This is a genomic window from Rubripirellula reticaptiva, assembly GCF_007860175.1.
In the GTDB taxonomy this organism is placed as follows: domain Bacteria; phylum Planctomycetota; class Planctomycetia; order Pirellulales; family Pirellulaceae; genus Rubripirellula; species Rubripirellula reticaptiva.
Window position 1 is genome coordinate 548,708 of the sequence record NZ_SJPX01000006.1, and the last position, 23,682, is coordinate 572,389.

General features: G+C 53.9%; 22 protein-coding genes. 5 read left to right on the plus strand and 17 right to left on the minus strand.

What is annotated here, in order from left to right; all coding sequences use genetic code 11:
- Nucleotides 1–81: 81 nt before the first annotated feature.
- The gene (locus tag Poly59_RS27740) at nt 82–1,440 is read left to right on the plus strand and encodes a Gfo/Idh/MocA family protein (RefSeq protein WP_146537318.1); all 1,359 of its coding nucleotides are present in this window, start codon (nt 82–84) and stop codon (nt 1,438–1,440) included.
- Nucleotides 1,441–1,561: 121 nt separating this feature from the next.
- On the opposite strand, the gene Poly59_RS27745 is transcribed toward Poly59_RS27740, so the two are convergent.
- The 12 genes from Poly59_RS27745 to Poly59_RS27800 all read right to left on the minus strand — a co-directional run bounded on the left by Poly59_RS27745 (nt 1,562) and on the right by Poly59_RS27800 (nt 15,229).
- Nucleotides 1,562–2,860 carry a TAXI family TRAP transporter solute-binding subunit gene (locus Poly59_RS27745; protein WP_146537319.1) on the minus strand — a complete coding sequence of 433 codons (1,299 nt, stop codon included), beginning with the start codon at nt 2,858–2,860 and terminating at the stop codon, nt 1,562–1,564.
- A 47-nt stretch (nt 2,861–2,907) separates the two neighbouring features.
- Nucleotides 2,908–4,035 carry a glycosyltransferase family 2 protein gene (locus Poly59_RS27750; RefSeq protein ID WP_146537320.1) on the minus strand — a complete coding sequence of 376 codons (1,128 nt, stop codon included), beginning with the start codon at nt 4,033–4,035 and terminating at the stop codon, nt 2,908–2,910.
- A complete protein-coding gene (locus Poly59_RS27755; protein WP_146537321.1) occupies nt 4,032–4,832 on the minus strand; it encodes a lysophospholipid acyltransferase family protein in 801 nt (266 codons plus the stop codon). The genes Poly59_RS27750 and Poly59_RS27755 overlap by 4 nt, the downstream gene beginning before the upstream one ends.
- Before the next feature lie 31 nt (nt 4,833–4,863).
- Nucleotides 4,864–5,622 carry a DUF533 domain-containing protein gene (locus tag Poly59_RS27760; RefSeq protein ID WP_146537322.1) on the minus strand — a complete coding sequence of 253 codons (759 nt, stop codon included), beginning with the start codon at nt 5,620–5,622 and terminating at the stop codon, nt 4,864–4,866.
- Between the two features lie 69 nt (nt 5,623–5,691).
- Nucleotides 5,692–6,039: a hypothetical protein gene (locus Poly59_RS27765; RefSeq protein WP_146537323.1), complete on the minus strand. Its 348-nt coding sequence runs from the start codon at nt 6,037–6,039 to the stop codon at nt 5,692–5,694.
- A gap of 359 nt (nt 6,040–6,398) precedes the next feature.
- Nucleotides 6,399–7,733 (minus strand): ankyrin repeat domain-containing protein, encoded by a 1,335-nt coding sequence (locus Poly59_RS27770; RefSeq protein WP_146537324.1) that lies wholly within the window; start codon nt 7,731–7,733, stop codon nt 6,399–6,401.
- Between the two features lie 8 nt (nt 7,734–7,741).
- Entirely contained in the window at nt 7,742–8,383 is a 642-nt protein-coding gene (locus tag Poly59_RS27775) for a hypothetical protein (RefSeq protein WP_186776565.1), read from the minus strand.
- Nucleotides 8,384–8,504: 121 nt separating this feature from the next.
- A complete protein-coding gene (locus tag Poly59_RS27780) occupies nt 8,505–9,344 on the minus strand; it encodes a polyphosphate kinase 2 family protein (protein WP_146537326.1) in 840 nt (279 codons plus the stop codon).
- 191 nt (nt 9,345–9,535) lie between these two features.
- Nucleotides 9,536–10,993 carry a sugar MFS transporter gene (locus Poly59_RS27785; RefSeq protein WP_146537327.1) on the minus strand — a complete coding sequence of 486 codons (1,458 nt, stop codon included), beginning with the start codon at nt 10,991–10,993 and terminating at the stop codon, nt 9,536–9,538.
- A 60-nt stretch (nt 10,994–11,053) separates the two neighbouring features.
- A complete protein-coding gene (locus Poly59_RS27790; RefSeq protein WP_146537328.1) occupies nt 11,054–12,118 on the minus strand; it encodes an aldo/keto reductase in 1,065 nt (354 codons plus the stop codon).
- 35 nt (nt 12,119–12,153) lie between these two features.
- Complete coding sequence (locus Poly59_RS27795) at nt 12,154–13,740, minus strand: alpha-L-fucosidase (protein ID WP_146537329.1); 1,587 nt, start codon at nt 13,738–13,740, stop codon at nt 12,154–12,156.
- Nucleotides 13,741–13,975: 235 nt separating this feature from the next.
- Nucleotides 13,976–15,229, minus strand: a complete 1,254-nt coding sequence (locus Poly59_RS27800; RefSeq protein ID WP_146537330.1) for a tagaturonate epimerase family protein — start codon at nt 15,227–15,229, stop codon at nt 13,976–13,978.
- A 132-nt stretch (nt 15,230–15,361) separates the two neighbouring features.
- Between Poly59_RS27800 and Poly59_RS27805 the strand changes: the two genes are divergently transcribed.
- Nucleotides 15,362–16,306: an AraC family transcriptional regulator gene (locus tag Poly59_RS27805; protein ID WP_146537331.1), complete on the plus strand. Its 945-nt coding sequence runs from the start codon at nt 15,362–15,364 to the stop codon at nt 16,304–16,306.
- A gap of 18 nt (nt 16,307–16,324) precedes the next feature.
- Here the strand turns inward: Poly59_RS27805 and Poly59_RS27810 are convergent, their stop codons facing one another.
- The 3 genes from Poly59_RS27810 to Poly59_RS27820 form a co-directional block, all read right to left on the minus strand.
- Nucleotides 16,325–16,852 carry a c-type heme family protein gene (locus Poly59_RS27810; protein WP_146537332.1) on the minus strand — a complete coding sequence of 176 codons (528 nt, stop codon included), beginning with the start codon at nt 16,850–16,852 and terminating at the stop codon, nt 16,325–16,327.
- A gap of 67 nt (nt 16,853–16,919) precedes the next feature.
- Nucleotides 16,920–17,342 carry an RrF2 family transcriptional regulator gene (locus Poly59_RS27815; protein ID WP_146537333.1) on the minus strand — a complete coding sequence of 141 codons (423 nt, stop codon included), beginning with the start codon at nt 17,340–17,342 and terminating at the stop codon, nt 16,920–16,922.
- A gap of 112 nt (nt 17,343–17,454) precedes the next feature.
- The gene (locus Poly59_RS27820) at nt 17,455–17,712 is read right to left on the minus strand and encodes a DUF3565 domain-containing protein (RefSeq protein WP_146537334.1); all 258 of its coding nucleotides are present in this window, start codon (nt 17,710–17,712) and stop codon (nt 17,455–17,457) included.
- A gap of 233 nt (nt 17,713–17,945) precedes the next feature.
- Between Poly59_RS27820 and Poly59_RS27825 the strand changes: the two genes are divergently transcribed.
- Together Poly59_RS27825 and Poly59_RS27830 are read left to right on the plus strand one after the other, a co-directional pair.
- The gene (locus Poly59_RS27825; protein WP_246151987.1) at nt 17,946–19,346 is read left to right on the plus strand and encodes a DUF3748 domain-containing protein; all 1,401 of its coding nucleotides are present in this window, start codon (nt 17,946–17,948) and stop codon (nt 19,344–19,346) included.
- A 15-nt stretch (nt 19,347–19,361) separates the two neighbouring features.
- Nucleotides 19,362–19,910, plus strand: coding sequence for a DUF1697 domain-containing protein (locus Poly59_RS27830; protein ID WP_146537335.1), 549 nt, complete (start codon nt 19,362–19,364; stop codon nt 19,908–19,910).
- A gap of 20 nt (nt 19,911–19,930) precedes the next feature.
- On the opposite strand, the gene mntR is transcribed toward Poly59_RS27830, so the two are convergent.
- Nucleotides 19,931–20,380: a manganese-binding transcriptional regulator MntR gene (mntR, locus tag Poly59_RS27835; RefSeq protein WP_315852630.1), complete on the minus strand. Its 450-nt coding sequence runs from the start codon at nt 20,378–20,380 to the stop codon at nt 19,931–19,933.
- A gap of 220 nt (nt 20,381–20,600) precedes the next feature.
- Between mntR and Poly59_RS27840 the strand changes: the two genes are divergently transcribed.
- Nucleotides 20,601–21,695, plus strand: a complete 1,095-nt coding sequence (locus tag Poly59_RS27840) for a DUF1559 domain-containing protein (RefSeq protein WP_146537337.1) — start codon at nt 20,601–20,603, stop codon at nt 21,693–21,695.
- A 516-nt stretch (nt 21,696–22,211) separates the two neighbouring features.
- On the opposite strand, the gene Poly59_RS27845 is transcribed toward Poly59_RS27840, so the two are convergent.
- Nucleotides 22,212–23,555 carry a hypothetical protein gene (locus tag Poly59_RS27845; RefSeq protein WP_146537338.1) on the minus strand — a complete coding sequence of 448 codons (1,344 nt, stop codon included), beginning with the start codon at nt 23,553–23,555 and terminating at the stop codon, nt 22,212–22,214.
- Between the last annotated feature and the right edge of the window lie 127 nt (nt 23,556–23,682).

Consider the following 23,682-nt stretch of genomic DNA (forward strand, 5'->3'; position numbering starts at 1 on the left):
CCCAACGCAATTGTTTATCGGCTATCCTAATGGCTCGCAGTTCCCCTCAAAAACGACACCGATTTCCAAGGATCTTTACCGATGGACGCTACCCGCCGTGGTTTTTTGAAAGCCACCGCCGTCGCAACTTCCGCGCTTACCGTTTCGAAAACTGGTCTCGCCGCTGACGAACCTCAAAAGCTTCGCCTGGCATCGATTGGCGTCGGAGGAAGTCGCGGTCGGTACAACCGAGGCGGCCAGATCGCTCGCGACGCCGCCAAACACGCGACGATGATCGCAGTCTGCGACGTCGACGATTTGCACACCCAGGAATTCAACGACGCCTTCGACGGCAAGCTGAACATGTATCGCGATTATCGCGAAATGCTAGAAAAGGAAAAGCCCGATGTCGTCACCATCGGCACTCCCGACCATTGGCATGTGCCGATTGCAATCGCGGCCCTAAAATCCGGCGCGCACGTCTATTGCGAAAAGCCCCTGACGTTGACGATCGACGAAGGCAAACAGATTCGCAAAGTCGTCGAAGAAACTGGCAAGACGTTCCAGGTCGGAACTCAGCAGCGAAGTTCAAAGGGTAACTTCTTGACCGCTGTGGCCATGGTTCAGAGCGGCAGACTCGGGAAAAACGTCAACGCCTACATTGCGATCGGCGGCGCACCCGAGGACGGTCCGTTCGAGTCAACTGCGGCACCGGACGATCTCGACTGGGAAATGTGGGTTGGACCTGCACCGGACGCCGACTACAGCGAACAGCGCCGCAAGCAATTCCGATGGTATTTTGACTATTCGGGCGGCAAGATGACTGACTGGGGCGCTCACCACATCGACATCGCTCAGTGGGCGTTGGCACCAGGCGAAGATGGCCCCGTAAAAATTTCGGGCAGAGGCGAGTTTCCGGCAATCGTACCGACGGATTTCAATTGGAACGCGTACCTGAACGGCGAAGCATCACTGCCAAACGGTTTCAACACCGCAACGAAGTTCAGCATTGATCTGGCCTTCGCCAACGGCAACACGATGAGCGTCAACGATCACTACAAGCGAGAAAACGAAAACGTCGACTTCCCCAACGGCATTCTATTCGAAGGTGAAAAGGGACGCATCTTTGTCAATCGCGGCAAACTCGAAGGTAAGCCCGTCGAAAGCTTGACGGACGCTGACCGTGCCGAACTTGACGGCCTGATAGTGAAACTATGCAAAGGAAAAAGCCCAGGGAATCACATGAAGAATTTCTTCGAGTGCATTGCCGATGGTGGCGAACCGATTTCGGATGTGCGTTCGCACCATCGCACAATGACGTCCTGCCACCTCTGCAACATCTCGCTAATGCTGGGCCGAGAATTGCAGTGGGATCCGAAATCGGAACAGTTCGTCGACGACGACCAAGCTAACCAGCTGCTATCGCGAAAGTCTCGTGAAGTCGCAATGGCGGTTAGCTAAGTCGTCTGGTAATCGCTGACTCCGCAGATCGCGAATCGCAGAAGCAAGCACAACGGATCGTGTTCCGATCCGTTGTCCAATTCGTGGTGCCAATTTGAAGAAACCGGACCGAGGAAACCGATCACGCGTTCTCGTGGATTCGCTTTAGTTCACGTCGACAGCGGGCGATCATGTTTTGCAAGATGACGTAGGAGTGGTCCGCGTCAAGTCGTTCGCTGATCAGTTCTTCGCACGCCTGCGATTCGATCTCGTTTAGCGTCCGGTACCAACTTGCTTGATCGACATTGCCCGCCGACAAATTTGCATTCGTTTGCAACTCCTGCACGCGTTGATAGTACACATCGACGCGATTCTTGCGGTTCTGGTCAATCCACTTCTTGACGCCATGCAGACCGCTGAATGTCAAAAGCGCCAGCGTGATCAGAAGCCCGATCGACTCGGCATTCTCGGCCAGAAAACCTGGCTCGTTGCGCCGATAATACGATTCGGCACCTTGATGAAGCGGAAATTGCAAACTCGATCGGCTCGAAGTTTCGTCGAGTCCGCTTAACAGAGGGATTTGATGTCCTAGCACGGCTTTATGCGCGAAGAGCGTTTGCACCAAATCGCGAGCAAGCTCGTCGTCCCAGTCGCCACGGCAAGCTAAGACAGCGGCAATGCCAACGGCGGCGATCGGCCGTCTTGGCTTTCCCTCGTACGCCATTAACGGAATATCGGTGTAAGTCGCGTACGGATAGTGAGTGCGAAATCCGTCGATGAACGCTTCCTCGGAAACAACCGAATCGACATCGGAACCGACTTGAATATGGATCGGTACCAACTCGAAACGATCGTCGCTGAGTAATCGCCCGATCACTTCAGCACCAACACCGACCAAGAAAAATGCTGCGTCTAGCTCGCCGCTTTCCAAACCAATTTCGGCGTCCTGGAAACCCAAGTGATCCAGATTATCGGCGGGTAGTTCGATTCGTGAAAACGACAATAGCTCACGGACCAACTGGAACGTTCCTCCGTCCTTTGATCCCAAATTCGTTTTGTGTTTGGCGAGGTCGTTAAGGCATGTGATTTTGGCTTCGCGGCGACAAACCAGATGCAAAGACTCGGTGTACAGCATCGCCAAGCTGCGTACCGCCGCATTGGCTATCGCGTCGTTTTGAACGATTGCGACATCCGTAACTCCGCTTTCAAGCCGAGCCACATTTTCGGCGCTGCCAGCACTCGATTGCAACGTCCACTCGACTGAAGGCCGATGATTCTCGAACGCGTTACCTAACTCGGTTGCCAGTTGATGGTAAACGCCGCTTTCGGATCCCGTCGACATCACGACACGCAGCTTCGTTTCCATGCGCAGGAACCACCACCCCAGCCCGAGTGCTGGAATCGCTAGGAACAAGGCGGCAAACCAGATTTTCGGATTCAATGATCTATCGTCCGTGAAAAGAATATAAGATCGACGAATGCGCTACTCTAAACTCGCCCTCGCCAAGCGACTTTGCGGCCTAGCAGCGAGTTCCCAAACGCCACCCACTGCAGAGACACAAATATCAAAGTCGCGAAGCTATGTAGGAATATGCCGAGAACAGGCTGCCGAAACGATTTAGCCGCCATCGCTCGTGGCATGTGGCCGATCACTACGGCAAACACCGAAATCAGAATCGCAATCGGCTTGTGGGTCAACAGAGAAACAATCAGCATTGCGACTGGCAATACACTGCTGCCAATTAACAGCAACGTAAAAGGCACGATCAATGTCGGACTGGCAATCCCTTCGCTCGCATTCTTCAGCACGCCCTGGACCACCTCGTACGCGTTTCCGTACATTCGGCACTCAGCAAGGTTGGTGCCGTCAATCACATCCGTGCACATCCCAACGCCGCGGAACGATCGTGGTAGTTTGATTCCGTCGTGCCGTGATCCCTTGATCGATTCATGAGTGCCCGCACGTTGGTAAGCCGCCTTGGTGGTCATGAATAGTTGGCCACAACCAGCAGCGTACGAAGGATGCGTGCTGGCACGCATTCGATGCAGCGGCAAGAAACCTAGCAAGATGAAGTGCATCATTGGGATGATCAACTTTTCCAACCAAGTCTGAGTTTCTTGATGAGGAAATGCGCTGAGAAGATGAACACGCTTGTTATCCTGATAGGCGGCCATAATCGCGATAGCCTCCGGCGACAGACGGACGTCAGCATCCAGGAATACCAGACGATCGAACTTGGCCGATTCGGCCAGTTGGAAACATGCATGTTGTTTACCGTTCCAGCCTGATGGCAGCGGATTGCCAGTAATCAATTGAACGCGATCATCGGCAACGCCCAATTCATGCACCACTTCGGCGGTTCGATCGGTCGAGTGGTCATCCAGCACGATGACTTCCATCGCGACATCGCGACTGGCCAGTGCGGCCGAGACGCACTTCGCGATCGCAGCCTCCTCGTCACGTGCCGGGATCAATACGGATACCTGAACCGGGTTCAACGCGGACCGGTCTAGCAACGCGTCTGCCCTATCGCAGAATAGTGGCAGATTCTTTGAAAACATCGCCATCGGGATCATTGCGATCACCAACGCGATCAGCGACAGAGCAACGATCATTTAAATTGGCTTCCATGTTCTGACCGAAACTTGTTTCCCGTTACCAAGGATTTCATTCGTCGCGTCCATTCATAGACGCCACCGGCGCCGCGTTTGCCCATCAGCAAGTTATCGAATGGATCACTCGACCGAGCGATCGCAAGTTCGGCCAGCCGAAACTGATTTTCTCGCAAGCTTTGCTGTAACTGATCGTTCCACTGCGGTTTCAATAAACTCGCATGGTCAGAAATTCGAATGGGAACGCCCAGTCGCGCCAAGCATACCGGCAGCCGTTCATCCCAGAAGACATACTCAAGTGCCAAGGGTAGCACCCATCCGTCGGATCGACGTGAACAAAGATGGGCAAGACCTGGCATCAGCTTTTCGCGATGATCACGCGCGTCGGCGAAGCGGCCTTCGGGGGTCATCCAAATCGACGACGTGGACGAGTCCAAAATCTGATTGCTCTGTTTCAAGAACCGCGCCGTGCCGGCTACCGAATCCATTTGAACGCCATAGAACCCCAGTTTGGCGAGCACCTTGTAGTGGGCGAGTGCTTCGGCCGCAATCGGCGCTCGGAATTGTCGTCCAGGAAATAATGTCAGGTTCAAAAAGTGCGCCACCATCGGATCCCACCACGACGGATGGTTTCCGTAAACAATCAGCGGCCCGTCGCAGCAAACCGCTGCACCGCAGCGAGATTCACGTTCAATGGCAATCGCATGAAAGTGACGACGCAGGTACGGTTTCAAAAAGCGATGGAAGCCATTTTGAAACCACTTCGCAACCGGTGGAACGGCTTCGCAATTGTCTTTCACGCGATCGACCGAGATGAAGCAAGTTGACGACCTAGAAGAGGCAAGGCGCGCCGCAGCGTTGGTGAATTTGGTTGCATACCTGCGGATCGATTCGCAAGCACTTCGCAAACTCACGCAGATAACTGGCTTCCAGTTGGTTGTCCAAATCGATCGCCATCAATGAGACCTGATACACCTCGTATTCCATTCCTTGTGGCAACGCGTGAATGAAAGCGTGGACGTCATGACGTCGGCCAAATTCGCGGCGCAGGTACTGGACTTCGTCTTGGTCAAGAGGTTGCAGCTGATCCAAAATACGATCTTGTTCGAGCGCGTCAATCCTGCCGTCGGATTGGGCGGCCATCACCATCGCTTCGATCATAATTTCAGCGCGGCGGCCATATCCGAGCCCGCTGTGATGATCATGATGCGGTTGATGTTGCGGGCGAGGCGCGTGACGCACGACCGGTGGATTCAGCCCGACGGGAGGCCGACCGACGTTTGCCTGGGCGATGCGGGGATCAAAGTTTGGATTGACGTAACCCGACTGCTGGACCCATTGATTCGCTGGTGCCGGAAGCCGACCACCACTACGGTGGTGCCGATCGACTGAGTCGCGAACGATGTGCTCAAACGACGAATGGTGGTTTTGATCAAATCGAGGATCAATTGGACGATGCCCCGGGTTGGGTCCACGGCCTGCGTTAGCATCGGCGATGCCATTAAGAATTTGCCCCAATACAGCGCCATTACCGCCCGTTCGCGCTGCTCGTTGGCTCAACAAACTGCCGAGTACTTTTACCGCATCCATCAATCACTCCGGTCAACCGTTTGGGTCTACATGATTCCCAAAGTATAGCGGGACGGCATCGATCCGAGTTCAGCAGTCGGCAACTTCTAAATGATTATGAATTCGCAGGCCCTGGGCGAGAGGACGAACCGCCTCGGTCGCAACTTGCTTGACATAAAACGAACTGACGGTTCCCTCGATGATCAGCTCGGAATCCGTGCAGATGCACCGCGCCAACTTAAGTTCCCGCATGCCGGTTTCCTGAATCGCTATCGCAATCGCATCCATTCGATCGGCAGTCGCCATCAACTTTCGCGACCGTCGACTTGCCAGTCGAGTCTTCGCTACTTCGCCCGAATCAATTGCCCCTCGGACAACGTCGTCGTTGCGGTTCCCCGCCGTTGCATCCAGCGAGCTCACTGCGCTAGAGATGGTCATCGTTTCCTCGATAAATTGAAGTTTGGTCGGCTTGAAAGACACGAAACCGATCCTTGGTTTAAAGCCATGTTCATTCTCGAAGAAATATCACGATGCGGTTTCATTTTCACCCTCAACGGACTTTACCGGCAATCCCACTTTCACGTAAATTTCGCGGTTCTTGTCAGTTTGTCGTTAAAACTGGTGTCGCGGCTTAAATCCATGAAGCACGGCAAATCTGACTTCGACTCCTAGGCGATAGGCCTTTGAAGCAATCAGTGTGCCAATATCCTGGGCAGCGTGCCCGAGGACACAGAATTAAAGCGATTCTGCGGTGACCAATCGAACCAGCGTAAAAGCCAGCAGGGTAGCAGAACGAATTAGCGAGCCGCATTCACACGATTTTTAGCGTGATCGAGCGCCGCGATCGTTTCCGGCGACGGTTTGAAACTTCCTGGGCGTTTACCCGATGCAATCATAGTCGGCGTCCAACCATGCTTGTTTTTCTGGTCCCAAACGAGCGGATCCGCACCGCGCGCCGCAAGTCGCGCTACCGCAAGCGGGTAGTTCCGGTACGCTGCACCGTGCATCACTGTTTCGCCGTTGGCATCCACGTGATTGGGATCCAGCCCCAGTTTGATCAGCCAGTCAATCACCGCTAGTACTTCGGGCTCTGTCCCAGCTTCCTCACCCACCGCAACCACCCCAATCCCCGCGGCCGCCATTAAGGCATTGCAATCATCCACGTTGGTTAATTGCGGGTCAGCTCCGAGTTCCCACAACAATTTCATCAGAGGCAGATCGGCAGTTTTTGCAGCCAGCAAAAACGGTGTAGCACCGCGATGGTTCAGTCTTGCTTTGCCGCCGCTTCCCTTTTTCAGCTTGGCATTCACGTCGGCGCCCGCGTCAGCGATTGCTCGGACAAACTGCAGACTGGGGACACTTCCCGATCCTCGCGGCTCAGGATCACCCTGGACATTGTCACCGCGGTCAGTTTTCCGCACCCAAGTGATCGCATGCAGCGGGGAGTATCCACTGCGTTGGTCGTTCGGGTCGGCGCCGCCGGCGACCAACCACAACGCCAATTCAAAATGGCCACTCTCGACCGCCAACAGCAAGGCCGACGATCCCTTTCGAGGATTTCGGCCGTTCGTATTGTCGGGATCCATCACATCGTTGACATCGACACCCGCCTGCACCAGTCGCTGACAAGTTTCGATTTGCCCTTCGCGAGCGGCAAACAGCATTGCCGTGAATCCTTGTTTGGTACGAATCCCCAGTTGCGCACCGGCACGCACAAGCGTGTCGACGACGTCTGTGTTGCCTTCCGCCGCAGCCCACATCAACGCGGTTTGTCCGCTCCGCTCGGTCTCGTCGATGACCGCGCCATGGTCAATCAGCATCTGAACAATGGTGACGTCACCCGTCCTTGCTGCGGTCATCAGCGGAGTCTCACCGCCAGCGATTTCCTTGTTCGGATCAGCTCCCGCGGCCAACAACACTTTCGCGACTTCTGTGCGGCCATACGTGCAGGCAACCGAGAGCGGTGTCACGCCGTAAGTGTTCGGTGTGTCCGGTGCGACACCCTCAGCGATCGCCTTAGCGACGTCACGCACGCTTCCCGTCTGGGCAGACCGATACAGATCGGCTGCGTGACTAAAACCTGAAACCGCGACAGCGACGGTCAAGCACAGACAACGAAAGGTCGGATTCATTTTTTACCTCAATTCGAGTTGGGACTCTTCTTCCACCCTTCACTCATCTCTTCAGCATAAACACGTTTGCCGTCTCGCACCGCATGACTGCGAGGTGAATCGTCCCATACTTTCGCATCACCTTCCTTGATAATTTCAAGAACATCTTCGACTTCGATATTATGCAGCAATGAAAAATGAACGAGTTCGCGGTCGTACGTCTTTTCCAGCATAACCTCCAAGTTCTTCCGCACGCGGGTCCCCTGCGGCAAGATCAGAGCCTTCTCAACCGTCGTTTTCGCGACAGCGCGATAGTCTGCGTAGATCGCCATTCGTTCGCTTTCCGGCAAATCGACCTCGCGATAAGGTTCAGGGATTCGCGGCTTGATCGTTTCGGCTTCGGGCGATTCGATTTCGGACGGCGCGGGAGTTTGGCTGATCAGCATGACGCTGACTCCGATGATTCCCAACAGCACCATTCCCGCTGCGACCAACCCACCAATGATGGCGAAGTTTACTTTGTTGCCTGAATCTGTTTCGACGGCCGCTTCCGCCAATTGCTTCTGCTGTTTTGCGTCTGCACTGATCTGAGCGGCGCCCGGATTATCAACATTCCAAATCGTCGCACAGGACGGGCACTTCACGTTTGCCATCGCGACTGGGACGTTCAATGAAGTGCCACACCCAGGGCATTTGACGCTGCGAACCGACATGCCGGAAACCTACGGACAGAGTTTATAACGAATACTAATTCAAGATATTTCGCGTGCGATGCGATCGCAAGAATGCTCGCTACTCTTGTTGGTCTGCGATTTCACGATCATACAACGCTCGGATTTCATCCAAGTCGACATCGACCGGCGGCATTTGAGGGTTCATGTCGGTCAACGTTTGATGCACGATCCCGGCAACCGAAGCGTCACGGTACCACTTGTTGTCCGCAGGGATCACGAACCATGGCGACTCGTCCGAATTACACTTTTCAATAGCGTCTTCATAGGACTCGCGATACGCGTCCCATTTGTCTCGCGCGGTGTAGTCGCCGGCGTTCAGCTTCCAGTGTTTGTCCGGGTTATCGAGCCGTTTCTTAAATCGCTCTAACTGCTCAGCCGGACTAATGTGCAAATAAAACTTCAGAATCCGAGTGCCTGCGGCAGCCAAGTTAGATTCGAATTGATTGATGATGTTGTATCGTTTGCTCCATACGCTTTTCGGAACCAAGTCTTCGACACGAACCACCAAGACATCTTCATAGTGCGACCGATTGAAGATCGACACCATCCCCTTTGCCGGCGTGCACTTATGGATACGCCACAAGAAGTCATGAGCCCGTTCGATTTCGGACGGCACTTTGAAAGGATAGGTTCGGCATCCCTGTGGGTTCATCTGGCCAAGAACTTTTCGGATCAAACCATCTTTGCCAGCCGCGTCGGGTGCCTGCAAAACAACCAACAACGATTGCTTCTGTTCGACAAACATCCGGTACTGAAGGTCACGGATCTCCTTGGTCAGATCAGCGGTGATCTCCTTGGCTTCCGCCTTGTTCTTAACGTCGCCTGTGTCGTCTGTCGAAATCGACTTCAACTTGGCGGCCTTTCCTGGCTCAACGCGGTGTCGTTTGATGAAATCCAAGATTATGCCCTTGATTTGCGGCGTGAAAGACCAAGCAAGCGTGAAAGACCCGCGACTCTGGCGACCCAATCTATCAGCTTACGAACACCTCCGTCGATCCCACCCACCAGACCGATGCGATGCGATGAAATCTCTGGCATGCCGCGTTTCGCGGTACGCATGTCGGAACAGGTGCACGCGTCGACGTTCGCCTAAGCAACAGCCGATTCTTTCTCGTATCGCATAAAGGTGCGAACACCAAAGATTGCAATCACCACGAAGCAGACCAGTGGCAAGTAGAACGAGTTTCGCACGCCAAGCTCGTCAATGAACTTGCCCTGAAGCAACGGCAGCAGAGCACCGCCGACGATCGCCATGATCAAGCCAGCTGAACCGAGTTTGGCTTCTTCAGCAGGCAGTCCTTTCAGCGCGATGCCATAAATCGTCGGAAACATCAGTGACATGCATGCGGAAATCAGTACCAAACAGCACAGGCCTGTTTTGCCAGGCAACGTGATTGCACCAAAAGTGAACGCGATCGCAACAATCGAAAGCGCCGCCAGCAATTTCCCAGGGCTTACGTACTTCAACAGGAACGTGCAAACAAAGCGGCTGACCAAGAAGATTACCATTGCCGCGATATTCCACGTTTGGGCTTCGGCCAACGACAAACCGACTTGCTCCATTCCGTAGTGAATGATGAAAGTCCAGCAGGTAATTTGTGCTCCAACATAAAACGCCTGAGCAATGACGCCTTCGCGGTAGTGTGCTTTGCCGAGCAGTCGACCAGCCAATTCCCCCATCGGCGCATCGGGCACTTCTTGCGCAAAGGTTGGCATTTTGGTGAATGCAAACAAGGCTAGGAAGCCCAGCACGACTGCCGCGATCACGACATAGGGCGTGCGCACGACACCGAGATCGTGCTGCTGCATCGCCAGAAAAGTTTCGGGCGTTTTGCTCTTCATGTTTGCCAATCCTTTGCTGACCGCACCATCAAGAGCACCAAACTCTTGGTCGAAATCTGGCAAGCCTTCGGGATAGTCTGCTGTAACGTACGTGACCACTTCGGCCGACTTCGATTCCATCTTGGACCGAAAGTCACCGACCTCAAGGTTCGGCGCGATGATCGTTGAAGCGATGATCATTCCGGTGAGTGAGCCGATTGGGTTGAACGCCTGAGCAAGGTTCAAACGCTGGGTCGCCGTTTCGGGTGGCCCCATCGCCAGGATGTAGGGATTACAACTGGTTTCCAGAAACGCCAGCCCGAACGTCAAAACGTAAAATCCAGCAATAAAAATCCAAAAGTTCGCATTGAGACTGGCCGGGATGCTAAGCAACGCGCCGACTGCGTACAGCGCGAATCCGATCATGATCGCACCCTTGTACGAAAATTTACGGATGAACATTGCTGCGGGAAGCGCCATGGTGAAGTAGCCGCCATAGAATGCAAACTGCACAAGCGAACTTTGCGTATTGCTGATCTGAAAGACTTCTTTAAACACCTTCACCAGCGGATTGGTGATGTCGTTGGCGAACCCCCAAAGTGCAAAGCAGCATGTCGTCAGCACAAAGGCCATCAAGTATTGCTTGGGGATCACTTCGTGAGCTTTGCCCGATTGATTCAGGCTCGGATCGTTGTAAGCACCGTCGTCTTGAGGTGTTTCCGCCATGGAGAGATCTCGTTGGTGTCGTTGGGATGATTTCGATAGGACAAAGACGGAAACGCCAGCTCAGACAGTTCCCAGATACGGATAGCTGCGGTCGATCAGCTTTGCATCTTTCATCGCAAGCCAAAATTCGTTGCATTGAGTGGCTCTGCATAGATGAACGTTCTCAGCGATACGACCTGGGCGACTGCTATTGAGCGCTGTTGCGACAACGCCCGGCGGCGACATGCCAAAGGCGACGCAAGCCTCTGCGGGGCGGACCGAGTAACGGTCGCAGACTTCGTAAAAGCGAGTCCGCCAATGGATCAGTTCTTGATCTTCCGCCGACTCGCCCGTCACCTTTCGGTAGTCAAAAAAGGCACCGCCGGTCAAAAATCCAGCGTGGAAAACCGCGGAATTGATGACTGGAATCCCCCGCTCGTAAAGTGACCGCACAAACGCCAACAGTTCCGGCGGATGCGTATAGATCGTCAAGCTGGTCGCTAACATCACCCAGTCAAGTTTGCACTCGTTGGTCAATCGCATCGACGTTTTCCAATCTTTGGAACCGACGCCAATTGCCGACACTTCACCACGCTCTCGCAATTCGGTCAAAGCCTGATACGCGCCGACGACGTCGTCCCACCTCTTTTCGCGATCCGCATCGTCGACGGCTCCGGCAAGGTATTCGTCGGGATCATGAACTGACACCATCTGGGGTCGGTACGGCGCAAGAAGTTCGCAACCTTGGTGGTAGCATCGCAGAATCCCATCGTAACTGATGTCTTGGACGGCATCATGTTTCAGATCGACCCACGCCCCCGGTTCGAACGTTGGCTCGGGAGTCCGCATCGGCACACGCCGCCAGCCCAACTTGTTGCTGATCAGAATCCGGTCTGGGTTAATTGCCAAATCCGAAAGCGCCTTTGCCATCGATTCCAGCGCCAGCCCCGCACCGTATTTCCCCGCCGAATCAGCAGCGACAACATCCGGGACGTTTTCGAACCACTGCGAAACGATCTCTCGTTTCGCAGTGTCATCGATCGCTTGATACAGATTCCCCAGCGCGCTAGTGCCAAACACGATCCGAGGAAGCTGCAAAACAGGCTTCCCTACCGTCGAAGGAGAGGTGGTCGTTCTCAATGGCATCGAGATCCGGCTAGGCTTGAGAGACAAAACTGAAACTACTGAGTGACCTTCAAGACATACGCAAACTCGGACGGTTTGACGCTCGGCAGCTTAACCTTCAATCCATCCTCAGTCCGATTCCACTCTAAAGTTTCCTTTGAGCCAAGCATCGTGACCGAGCCGATCTCGCCAGCATAGTGCTCGGAGCCGCTCGCCAGCGTTTTGACAGTCACTTCGTTGCTTTCGGGCCAGGCGAGGCCGGTTACGTAAAGCGTGTCGCCCTTTGCGGTGAATCGCAAGTCGTCGGATGTGAACGGTTTATCCTTGGACTCCGAGACATGACCGGTTGAAACCGTCGTCGATCCTTCGCCGAAGGTCTTCCAATAAGTCGTGTCGTAAATCGCTTCACCGTTGATCTTCAACCATCCGCCAATCGCTTTTAGGATCGCTTGATCTTCTTCCGGGATCGTTCCGTCAGCTCGCGGACCTACGTTCAACAGCAGACATCCATTCTTGCTGACGATGTCGACCAAATCGTCGACCAAACGATCAGGAGTCTTGTAACGCTGGTTTTCGGTGTAGCCCCATGAACTCGCACTTACCGCAGTATCGGTTTGCCAGAAAGGCTTACGGATTTCCGCCATCTTCGAGCGTTCTTTATCCAAGACCGCAGCGTTCTCGGGGAACGCATCAAACTTGTAGTTGATGATGCCGAGCCCATCGGACCACTTCGAAGACGCATTGTAGTAGTAAGATGCGAACTTCTTCAGGTGATCGGCATAGTGGTTGTTCTCATACGTCAGTTTTCGATCCGGAGTGATTCCAAAGTCGAACCAGAACACGTCTGGCTTGTACTTGTCGACCAACTCGCACGACCGAGCCAACCAATCGTCCTTGAACTGTTGGTCCTGAGGTGGAAAGAAGTTCTGATAATCCCAAGCATTGTCTTGGAACAAAAACGGCATCGGACGCCCGTACAGGTCGGCATACTGGGGATCCGCGTTGTCGTACGCTTCGTTTCGTACGTAAAACATCCAATTGAAGGCACGGTGACTGCTGACGCCAAACTTCATTCCTTCGCCACGAACCGAATCCGACAGTTCTTGGATCACATCGCGTTTCGGTCCCATCTCGCTGGCGTTCCACCGAGTAAACGAGCAGTCGTACATGGGAAAACCGTCGTGGTGCTCGGCAACCGGGATTACATACTTGGCCCCCGTCTCTTTGAACAGTTTGGCCCACTCTTTAGCATCAAACTTGTCGGCTTTGAAGGACGGAATGAAGTCTTTGTAACCAAACGTTTTTTGTGGTCCGTAGGTATCGATGTGGTGCTTGAAAAAGTTGTCTCCGCGACGATCAAGATTGATGTACATCTGCCGCGGATACCACTCGCTGCCAAACGCCGGAACGCTGTAGGCCCCCCAGTGAATGAAGATGCCGAACTTGGCGTCCTTGTACCACTGTGGAATTTCATACTTCGACAACGAATCCCAATCGGCGGCAAACGGCCCCGCTTGGATCACACCGTCGATCTGCTCAACGGCGGGCTGGACGCCCGGATGAGGCAATGTTGCCAGATGCGGTGACTCGGCGTTTACCCAAGCCGAAACAAGCAAGATACTTGCGATTACAAAGCTTCTCATCGAATAGATATCCGGACGATTGAGGTGACATTGGTGGGAACTTCAGAGGCGTGAATTGCTCGCACCACTTTCTTTCTTTTTTCGCTGATTCGCCGCAGCAAGGCCGGCGGTGTCAAAACACCACCGGCTTCCAGCCTGTCTGTGTCAGTTCTGGTTCAGTAAAATCTGTAGAACGGCCAACCAAATCGAACTTTTAACAAGCTTCGGTATCCGAATCCTGAACTGATTCGGCACCCTAGCTGCCGATGAATAGAGGTCGCAGGTGGCGATCGTATATATTCTTGGTGACTTCGTTGCCAACGATTTCTTCATTCGCCGTCAACATGTCGGTGTACCGAGCGCCATGCTTTGCAGCGACCTTGAACGAGACGTGCAACAATTGGCGCATATGAGCGTTGAAGTGCTCGTTGTCTTGAATGTGCCGAATGGCGCTCGCCATGCGAGGCCCCGACCAGCCGTTTACTTCCTCGGCCGATGGCAACTTGCTTTGGTCGATGTCGATCACGCTAGCGTAGGGAGCACAGAACTCTTCGACGTGTTCTAACGCGTAGGCATAGATTTCTTTTGCCAACGCCAATCCGTCGCCGCCTGCTTCGGCCAAGCCGATGATTTCTTCCAACCACGTCGTGCCAGCTGTCTTCAAGTGAAGCCCGGCACCGGTCCGCTGCAAGCACTCGCGAATGATCGGATACAGGCTGAACTTGTCGCTGCCCGAGTGAACGCTTAGCTTCAATGTTTCGGGCAACCCGTATGCCTTGACGGCGTGAGCAAGCACGGCAACATCGTCGTTGAATTCTCGCTTGAACTGATCCAAGTCACCGACATAATCGACGCCCTTGTTGAAACGGCCAGTGAACTTTGGTGCAATCGTTTGCACCGGAATCTCCTCGTCCGAAAGAGCCGCCAAGATAATCAGTAATTCTGGAGGCGTCTGAGGCGTGTCGGTCTCGTCCATCGAAACTTCTGCGGCGACGTTGTCGGCACCCTTGGCGGCGGCAATGTAACGATAAATTTCTCCTGCTTCTTTCACCGCAAGCAGATACTGTTCGGCCACTTTTTGAACATCCGCACGAGTCACTTCTAGCGGCGCTGAAAGGCCGGCCAACTTCAGCGTGCCGACAAGTTCTGGATGACGATCCACAAACGCCGTAACTTCGTCTGCTGGGGCTGGCTTGCCGATCGAATCTGCAACGTCGATGGTGAAAAAGTCGCTACACGGCAAAAACGGGTCAACGGTTTTCAGTTGGATGTGGTCCGCGTCGACATGCCATGGCTTGCCCCAACCTAATTTTTCGACTGCCGCTTTGCCCGCGTCGTACACGCTTTGCGGTTTTGACCCGACGAAGGTGTGCTCACGGTTTGACTTGTTCCAAACTGGGGTAACGTCAACACCCGCGTCGGCGAGCTGCACAAAAGCGCGCAATTGAGCAGCAGCTTGATGGGCAAAACGATCACCGACGCCAAAGGTGTATTTTTCAAGTATGAGCATTCATCAGTCCTTAGAGTTAAACAACGTCAATGATTCTGGCTCAGGCGAAGAGATCGTCCCATAGCCGAGATTGACTTCTGCATGTCAATTGTTAACCTAAAAGAGCATCCAATTGAACCCCTCAGACGCTCAATGAAATCCAAATCCGAGGCTGATCCTGAATTTGTATCTGACCAAGTCTCACAGGCTCGACGATACTATCTGAACCTGAAACCACCTGAATCTGCGCCGCTGACCGTTGTTTGCGGAGGCGTCGAGCGGATGCGGACCGATTACGTGATCAATCGAGATAGGTTCCCCTATTTCGGAATCGAGTTGGTGACCGAAGGACGCGGCGAGTTGATGTTGGACGGTGAGTCGTTCACGTTGTCGCCAGGGAACGTGTTCGCCTACGGCCCCAAAACAGCGCACCGGATCGCCAACCAGGCGCCCAGCCGAATGCGAAAGTTCTACGTCGACTTTGTGGGGCAAGAAGCGTTTCAACTCGCGAGCGATGCGGGCTTGATGGATTCATGCCCCTTGCGAGTGACACGAATGCACGAGTTGGTCGAAGTTTTCGAGATGCTTGACCGCGAAGCTCGTGCAGACAGCGATACGGCAGGCGAAGTCTGTAACCAGTTGCTGCGATTACTGCTGATTAAGATTCGGCAGTGTTGTCTAGCCGACAGCCCCATGATGCCGCGTGCGTACGCGACGTATGAACGAGTGCGACAACACATTGAATCAGAGTACCTGCGTCTCCATACGATCGAAGAAGTCGCATCGGAATGCGACGTAACGCCCATTCACTTGTCGCGACTATTTCGTCGGTTCGGCGGCGTCGGTGCGTATCGATACCTGCTGAGAATTAAGATGAACCATGCCGCCGAGATGTTGTTGGAAGAACGGTTACTGATCAAAGAGGTCGCTGAACGAATGGGCTTCTCCGACGCCTTCCAGTTTTCGCGTGCCTTTAAACGCGTCTACGGAATTCCGCCAAAGCAATTGATTCAGTCTAGCAGTGACGTGGCGAAACCCGATTCGCCGAAGGACGAAGCAACAACAGATCTCGACGACGAAAAGAACGAATCGACATAGACGCGTTTTTTCGACCAATCACGGTGCCGATGAATCCGGCGCAATCGGCATCGAGATCAATAGTCCTGCGGTACGATTCTCGTTACTCGTGCGGCGTTTGACGTGGCACTTCAAGCATTGCGAATGCAATGTGATCGCGCCGGCATAATGAAACCGATTTTCAGTCACTTGCTCCAGCGCTGGTTGCCCCTTGGCCAACACTTTGACGGCCTGCTTTTCAAAATCGGTTTCCGCGACGTGATCGATGTTCAAGACGTCGGCATTGACGATCAGCCACTTCAAGTCGACGTCGTAGCTGCGAGCAAGTTCCGAGAAGACGTCTTCGAGCGAACGAGATGGGATCGCAAAACCGTTGTCCTCGTCGAACAAGTCACGATGGACCACCTGCAATGTCCCTCGAAAGATCTCGTGTACCAGTTTCGATCGGTCGCGAGCTTCGTCAACATTGGCGGGCGCAGCAATCGCAGGCTTACTCGTCTCAGACTCGGTCGTACCTGATTTCCCCTGCACATCATCAGCAAACGCTACAGCGTTTCCAACTGTCATTGCAACCACCGCAACCACCGCCCAACACGTCCAAGATCCATTTCCAAGCCACTTGTGCACAGACAACCTAGACACTTTCACAAAGAGGAATGATCGGACTTGTCGAATCGACAAGTTGCCGAATCGTGACGTTGGCAAACGATTTTTCAGTTGCGGCGTAAGCTTTATCCAGCTCGGCATGCAACGGGCAAAGTTTCGAATGAGACTTCAATCCGAGCGGGCAAATGTGAATTCGTTGGATGGGCGAGACCGTGTTGACGACGTCAAGGATCGTCAGCTCTTCAGGCAAAATAGAAAGCTCATACCCGCCGCCCGGTCCTGGACGAGACCGGACCATCCCGGCCGCCGCAAGATCTTGCAGAACTCGAGTCAAATACCGCCGAGGAACCTTCGTCTGTTCCGCGAGGTGGTCCGCCGATAAAGGTGTTCCAAGTTTTTCCGCCAAGCATGCGACAGCGCGCAATGAGTACTCGGCGGTTTTTGAAAGCATGGGAATCCATTTCTAGTCGAACGCAAAACAATCGCGAGTGTCGGCACCAACGCGTCCCTGCACCCCAAGGTGTATATTTAGAGTTTATCTGTGCCGGAACCCACAATCAACGTCATTCTTGAAATTGCCGAGGGATCGTACGGACTTCGCTTTCGATACTTGCAAATTCAAAGTCCCGCACCGCTCCTTCGTTGCATTTCTTGCAGTCCAGTTCATGGCCAATCAACGACCGCCGACCACTTGGTGTCGTCACCCAATGCCGGTTCATCCAGGGCGGGTCGTGACGAACATGTTGGTTATGACCGCACTGCAGTTCGGCAACCCAGTGCGATTCTTCGTCAGTGTGATATCCGATAATTGGACGTTTCATGTTCGGAACTCCTCGTGCTTCAAATCGGTGAAATGCAGTCAAAGCAGCATCGCCTGCACCAGCTGACGCGATCGTGACAAAGTCTCAAGCGTAAGTTGGTCTATCGCCGACGCGGCCTCTTTCCCCGCAACCTCCGGCAATATACACCCTAACGTGCACAAATGACAGTTCGGACACGCGGCACTCGCAAACATCGCGACGAATGTTACGATTTCGGCGGGTAAAAGTTGTTCGTGGCCCATTCACTCGTCGGGTACTGGGAGCACAACAAAATGGATGACGCCGAAGGCACCGAGCGGCAATTGACGTCCGGGACGACCAACCACATTTTGTCCAACGCAAATGTTTGGTCGTCGGACGGGCAATGGATCTACTATGACGTGCGGAGCGACGCGGCGGGTTCAGAATTTGACGGCACTCGAATCGAACGCATCCACGTTGCAACGGGCGAGGTTGAAGTCATCTATCGGTCTTGGCACCAGGCGTGTGTTGGTGTGGTGACGGCAAACCCAGTGGCGAATGAAGTCGTATTCATTCACGGTCCAGAGAACCCCACGGCCGATTGGCGTTACAGCGCCTCGCACCGGCGCGGCGTCATCGTGCGTCCAAGCCATCGGGATGCCGCGAGCAACAAGGCAACCACTGTCGACGCTCGGGATCTGACGCCGCCGTTTACCCCTGGGGCCCTACGCGGCGGCAGTCACGTCCATACGTTCTCACCGGATGGAAAATGGATCGCATTTACCTACGAAGACCATGTGCTGGCTAGCCAAGGTGACGTCGGCGCGCACCAGCGGAACCGACGCGCTATTGGCATAAGCATTCCAGCCGACAATTTTGCCGGCGGCATGGTTTCGGTCCCAAAGTCGCATGATCGCAGCCATGACGGCTCGCACTTTTCAGTGGTTGTAACCGAACTTCATGATCATCCACGACCAGGTTCCGACGAAATCTGCCGTGCCATCGAAGATGCTTGGATCGGTATCGATGGCTACGTTCACAGCAACGGAACTTGTCAACGCCGTGCGATCGCATTTCAAGGCGAAGTCGTCACCGAAAATAATTCCGTGATCCGCGAAGTATTCGTGGTCGACTTGCCTGACGACCCAACTCGCACCGGCAAAGGGCCACTTGAAGGAACCGCGACCACTCGGCCGATGCCACCCGCTGGTGTCGTCCAGCGCAGACTGACTTATACGGCCAATCACAAATTTCCGGGAATCGAGGGGCCACGCCACTGGCTGCGCAGTTCACCAGACGGCAGTCAGATCGTTTTTCTAAAACGCGATGACAGCGGCGTGGTTCAGCTTTGGACGGTCAACCCAAGCGACGGGCAAACAACGATGCTGACAAAGAACCAACACGACATTGCGTCGGCGTTCACGTTCAGCCCCAACGGCCGATGGATCTCGCATGTGATGGACGCCAGCGTATGTGTTACCAACACTGAAACCGGTGACACGAAGCGGCTGACGTCGCCAAGTCGCGATGAAACGACGCCGCGGCCCGAAGCATGTGTCTTTTCTACGGACGGACAAAAGATCGCTTACATTCGACGACTTCCCGTTAAAACAGCGGATGGCTCGCTCCGCAGCTTCAATGAAATATTCTTGTGCCATTTCACCACCCACTAGCCGAGCCAAGAAACGATGCAAACTTGGATTGCCCTCTTTCGCGGGATCAACGTTGGCGGAAACAATGCGTTGCCGATGGCGAGCCTAAAACGAATACTCGAGTCGCTGAAGTGCGTGAGCGTTCGCACCTACATCCAAAGCGGAAACGTCGTTTTCCAGTCCAGCCAGACCAACACCGCAGCATTTGTCAAAAAGATTCGAGCGGCGGTCGGCGCCGAGCACGGCTTCGAGCCCCACGTACTAGTTCTGTCGCGCGCGGATCTGCAAGCTGCCGATGCCGCAAATCCTTTCGCCGACGCGATTGCTGAACCGAAGACCTTACATTTTTTCTTCCTGCAGTCGCTCGCCGCATCGCGAAACACGGTTTTGCTTGACCAAACAAAAACCAATTCCGAAGCATATGCGTTCACCGATCGAGTCTTCTACCTGCACACTCCTGATGGATTTGGGCAATCCAAGTTAGCCAAGAAAGCTGAAAAGATCCTTGGCGTCACAGCAACCGCTCGCAACTACCGGACCGTCGAGAAACTGCTGGCGATGGCAGATGCAGATAGCTCAGATTGAGTTCCAAACATCAACGAAAATCAATCTGGCGGCAGCCCATTTTCCAAGACCCCCTTCATCGCCTTCAGCGTCTCGTCACTGACGTGATGCTCGATACCTTCGCTGTCCACGATCGCTGTCGATTCGGCAACACCTATTCGACGCAAAAAAGCAATAACCGTTTCATGACGTTTCCGCGACTTAGTAGCGAGCCGTTTTCCTTGCGACGTCAGTGAAATCGGCTGGTACGGTGCCGTCTCGACTAATCCGTCTCGCTGCAACCTCCCCACGGTGTTGCTAACCGTGGCATGCGTAACAGCGAAGTGCGCAACCAGATCCATTGCGCGACAAACGCCCTTGTCAGCAATTGCATCAGCAATCGCTTCGACGTAGTCCTCGGCAATTTCACTAGCGTGATCGGAACGAGTTCTTTGATAAGTCTTGGAAGCCAAATCAACAGCCTCAATGCATTCAACGATGGCGACCAACAACCCTCAAGGGTATCCGCCAAGTGTTTTTTCATTTTAGCAACTGAAACAATTTCCGTGCACCCACTTGCACAATCGTGACGTTCCTCTCAAACTTCGCAGGACAAAAGTTAGCTCGAGCTAACTTTCATCCTGCAGTCGCCCCAACTCGGCGACATCAAAACTTGCCACGAGAGTTAGCCGGCGCTAACTATCGCGCCCACCAAATGTCGGAGTATAAAATATGCTGGCCTGTAAGTCTCGGCGAATTCGCCGCCAGAACGCTTTTACATTGGTCGAATTGTTAGTCGTGATTGCAATCATTAGCATCTTGGTGGGGTTGCTTCTGCCAGCAGTACAGGCAGTCCGCGAATCCGCCCGGCGAATGTCGTGTAGCAACAACATGAAGCAGATTGGGTTAGCTGCCCAAAACTACCACGCGTCATTCAACCGTCTCCCGTCCGGCTATGTTTCCTTTGCTACCAACAACGGAACTGCTCCGCCACAGGCTAGAATCGACGCGGTCACATGGGACGCCGGCCCTGGCTGGGGATGGGCGGCTGGACTATTGCCGTTCGTTGAAGCGACTTCGGTGTTCGAGCGCATGCGGATGGATCAACCGATTTGGTCATCGAGCAACGAAAGTGCCGTAACCGCGACGGTCTCTACCTACTTGTGCCCTAGTGCCACCGGCGGCGACGAACCGTTCTTGATCAAGACGGAGAGCGGTGCCCCGTTGATGATTGACGGGCGACCGGTACGCGTCGGACGCAGTCACTACGTTGCCAGCCACGGCCAGGAAAGCTGCTGGGGCGAATGTGGAGCGGCCGCAACAGGTGAAGTCTTCACAAACATTTACACTTCAACGACCAAGATCGTTGCGATTGAGGGCGACGCCGGCCGAGTTGCGGATGGACCATTTTTCCGGAACTCACGCACGCGTTTTCGTGACGTGCTGGACGGGCTAACCAATACGATCTTCTTCGGCGAACACAGTTCGGCTTTAAGCGACAAAACCTGGGTTGGCGTAGTGCCTAGCGCTGTTGTCCAACCTCGTTTTTCATCACCCGAAAACGGTGCCGACGCCGCCGCGACATTAACACTTGTTCACGCTGGCCCATCCGGCGGAGAACTTGACATAACCGGATTTCCAATCATTCACCCAGTCAATTTCCCAACCTATCACGTCGGACAAATGTTTTCCGAGCATCTCGGGGGCGGGATGATTTGCATGGGGGATGGATCCGTTCGTTTCGTCAGCAATTTCGTTGATCTCTACCTCTGGGCTGAACTGTCCAGCATGGACGAAGGCGAGACGGTCGACTGGGAGCAACTATGATCCGCGGCGAAACCCCAAAATCCAAATCACGCCGAATGTTTTCGATCGGCGTGGCGTCTGCTTCATTCGCAGCAGCGTTGCTTTTTTTGTATCTTTGGTTGACACCAAAAGCCAAACTTGACGAGCATGGCTACGACCTAACAATTGCACTTTATCGAACTTGCAATCAGAAAGATGCCAACTCGTTAGATGCGATCGAACGAGTGCTCGCTGAAGCTGGTTCCGAAAGCAATCTTTCCAAACACTCTCGGGCAGTAGTCACGAGAGTAATGGGGCTCGCCAAGTCAGGATACTGGCGTGAAGCAACCATTGAGTGCCGTGCGGCGTTAGACAACCAAGTTCAGCGGCATTGAATCATCCGTCTGCAGGTTGGTGATATGCATCTTGCTTAAGCAGGTTGGTCATGTCGCACATGCGACGGATCGCAGAATTCAAAAGCACTCTTATTCTCTCGCCACATGCTCGATTCGGAGTAGGCCTCTAGCGGGTTCCACCTAAGCCTGAATTGGAACGAAATCAGGCAAAACGGTCAAACGCAGTTCCGCTGAGTGCCCGACCGCTCTGAGTAGAGTAGCCAGTCAGCGAGTTGAGATGTTCAAGTGCGTCGATTGTGATGGCATAGGCAGCTTTGGGACTTGCCTTCCGGCTCGAGTAGGCTCCTCCCGAAGCAATCTCGAACAAGCCGCCGAGTGCCTTCTGGATCATGACAACGGACTGCTCATCGAAAGCACTATCAAGTGGACGCGTTGGCACGTTCCCCAGCTTGGCGGACCCGCTGGTGCTTACAGCGAAGGTATCGAACTTGCCACTGAAATCTTTTGCGAATTCGACGGATAGCCGCAAACCGTTTTGGTTGAATTCGTATCGACCGTTCTTTTCGAGGACTGATTCTCCGTTGACGTTCACCGATCGACTGCTGCTGACCGATTGCAAAAGGTTGCCGTCGATCGTCACCGTGGGACCTTGACCATCGCCGCTCGATGTCCGCAAGCTGTCTTGTCCTGATTGAAGCGTGTTCGGATCCATCCCTTCGTCAAAGGTTGCGGAACCTTCTACTTCCTCACTCGCGTTTGCCGTAGGCGACTGAGGTGCTTCGGTAGCCAGCGAATCGTGACCTCCCGATTCCACTTGCGATTTTTCCGGTTGCAAGCTGCTGATACCAACATCTGTGGTTTGCAATCCGTTCAGATCACTGGTTTGGTTCTCTTCATTCGCTTTAGAGAAGCTCGAATGTTCTGCATCCGCCTCAAGCGACGACGTGCTATCCGATGTCAACTTCAGGTGGCCGCTGAACGCCGCCGCCCGCACACCAACATTCTCTGAATTGATGCGTTCAGCTATGCCCGCGAGTGAGGTTCCAGGGCGAATCATGATGCTGCGAATCTGATCGCCCGTATCAATTTTCAGCGACCCACCGCTTCGTAATCGTTCTGCATCGGCAACGAACGACTGCGCACGAGCGTTCTCTTGGGACACATCGCCGGCAAACATCGCTTGCGCATTTGCCGGCAGAGACAATACCTCGACAGCCACGATTTGACTGAGATTAAGACCTTCAAAAACGGGATCATTGGCATCACCAATGGACCGCGGCTTCCCGAGCAATTCACCGATTTCGTCGAGCGAACGATCGATCAAAGATTGGTGATCACGAAACGACGGATCGGTTTGATTCGCTTGACCAAGTTGGTAGTGGATGTTCTCTACCAACGCATTGATCCGAGAGAGACCTTGGCTCGATCTCGAAAACCGTGTGGCCGCCGACGATTCAATGGCAGCCGGGGTGCGACCGCTCTGCTGCAGGTTCTCGACCGGCAGAGGTCGACCAGAAAAACTCGAGATGCTTGTGGAGATTGTCATCGGATGGGGACTCACCTTGATGCAGTAAACTGCACGTGCGATTTTCGGGCCCCCCCGACTCCAACGACCGATTTAGTTCGACCGTAAGAGAAACCTAGGTCAAGCTCGACGCCCATGTGAGAAAAAT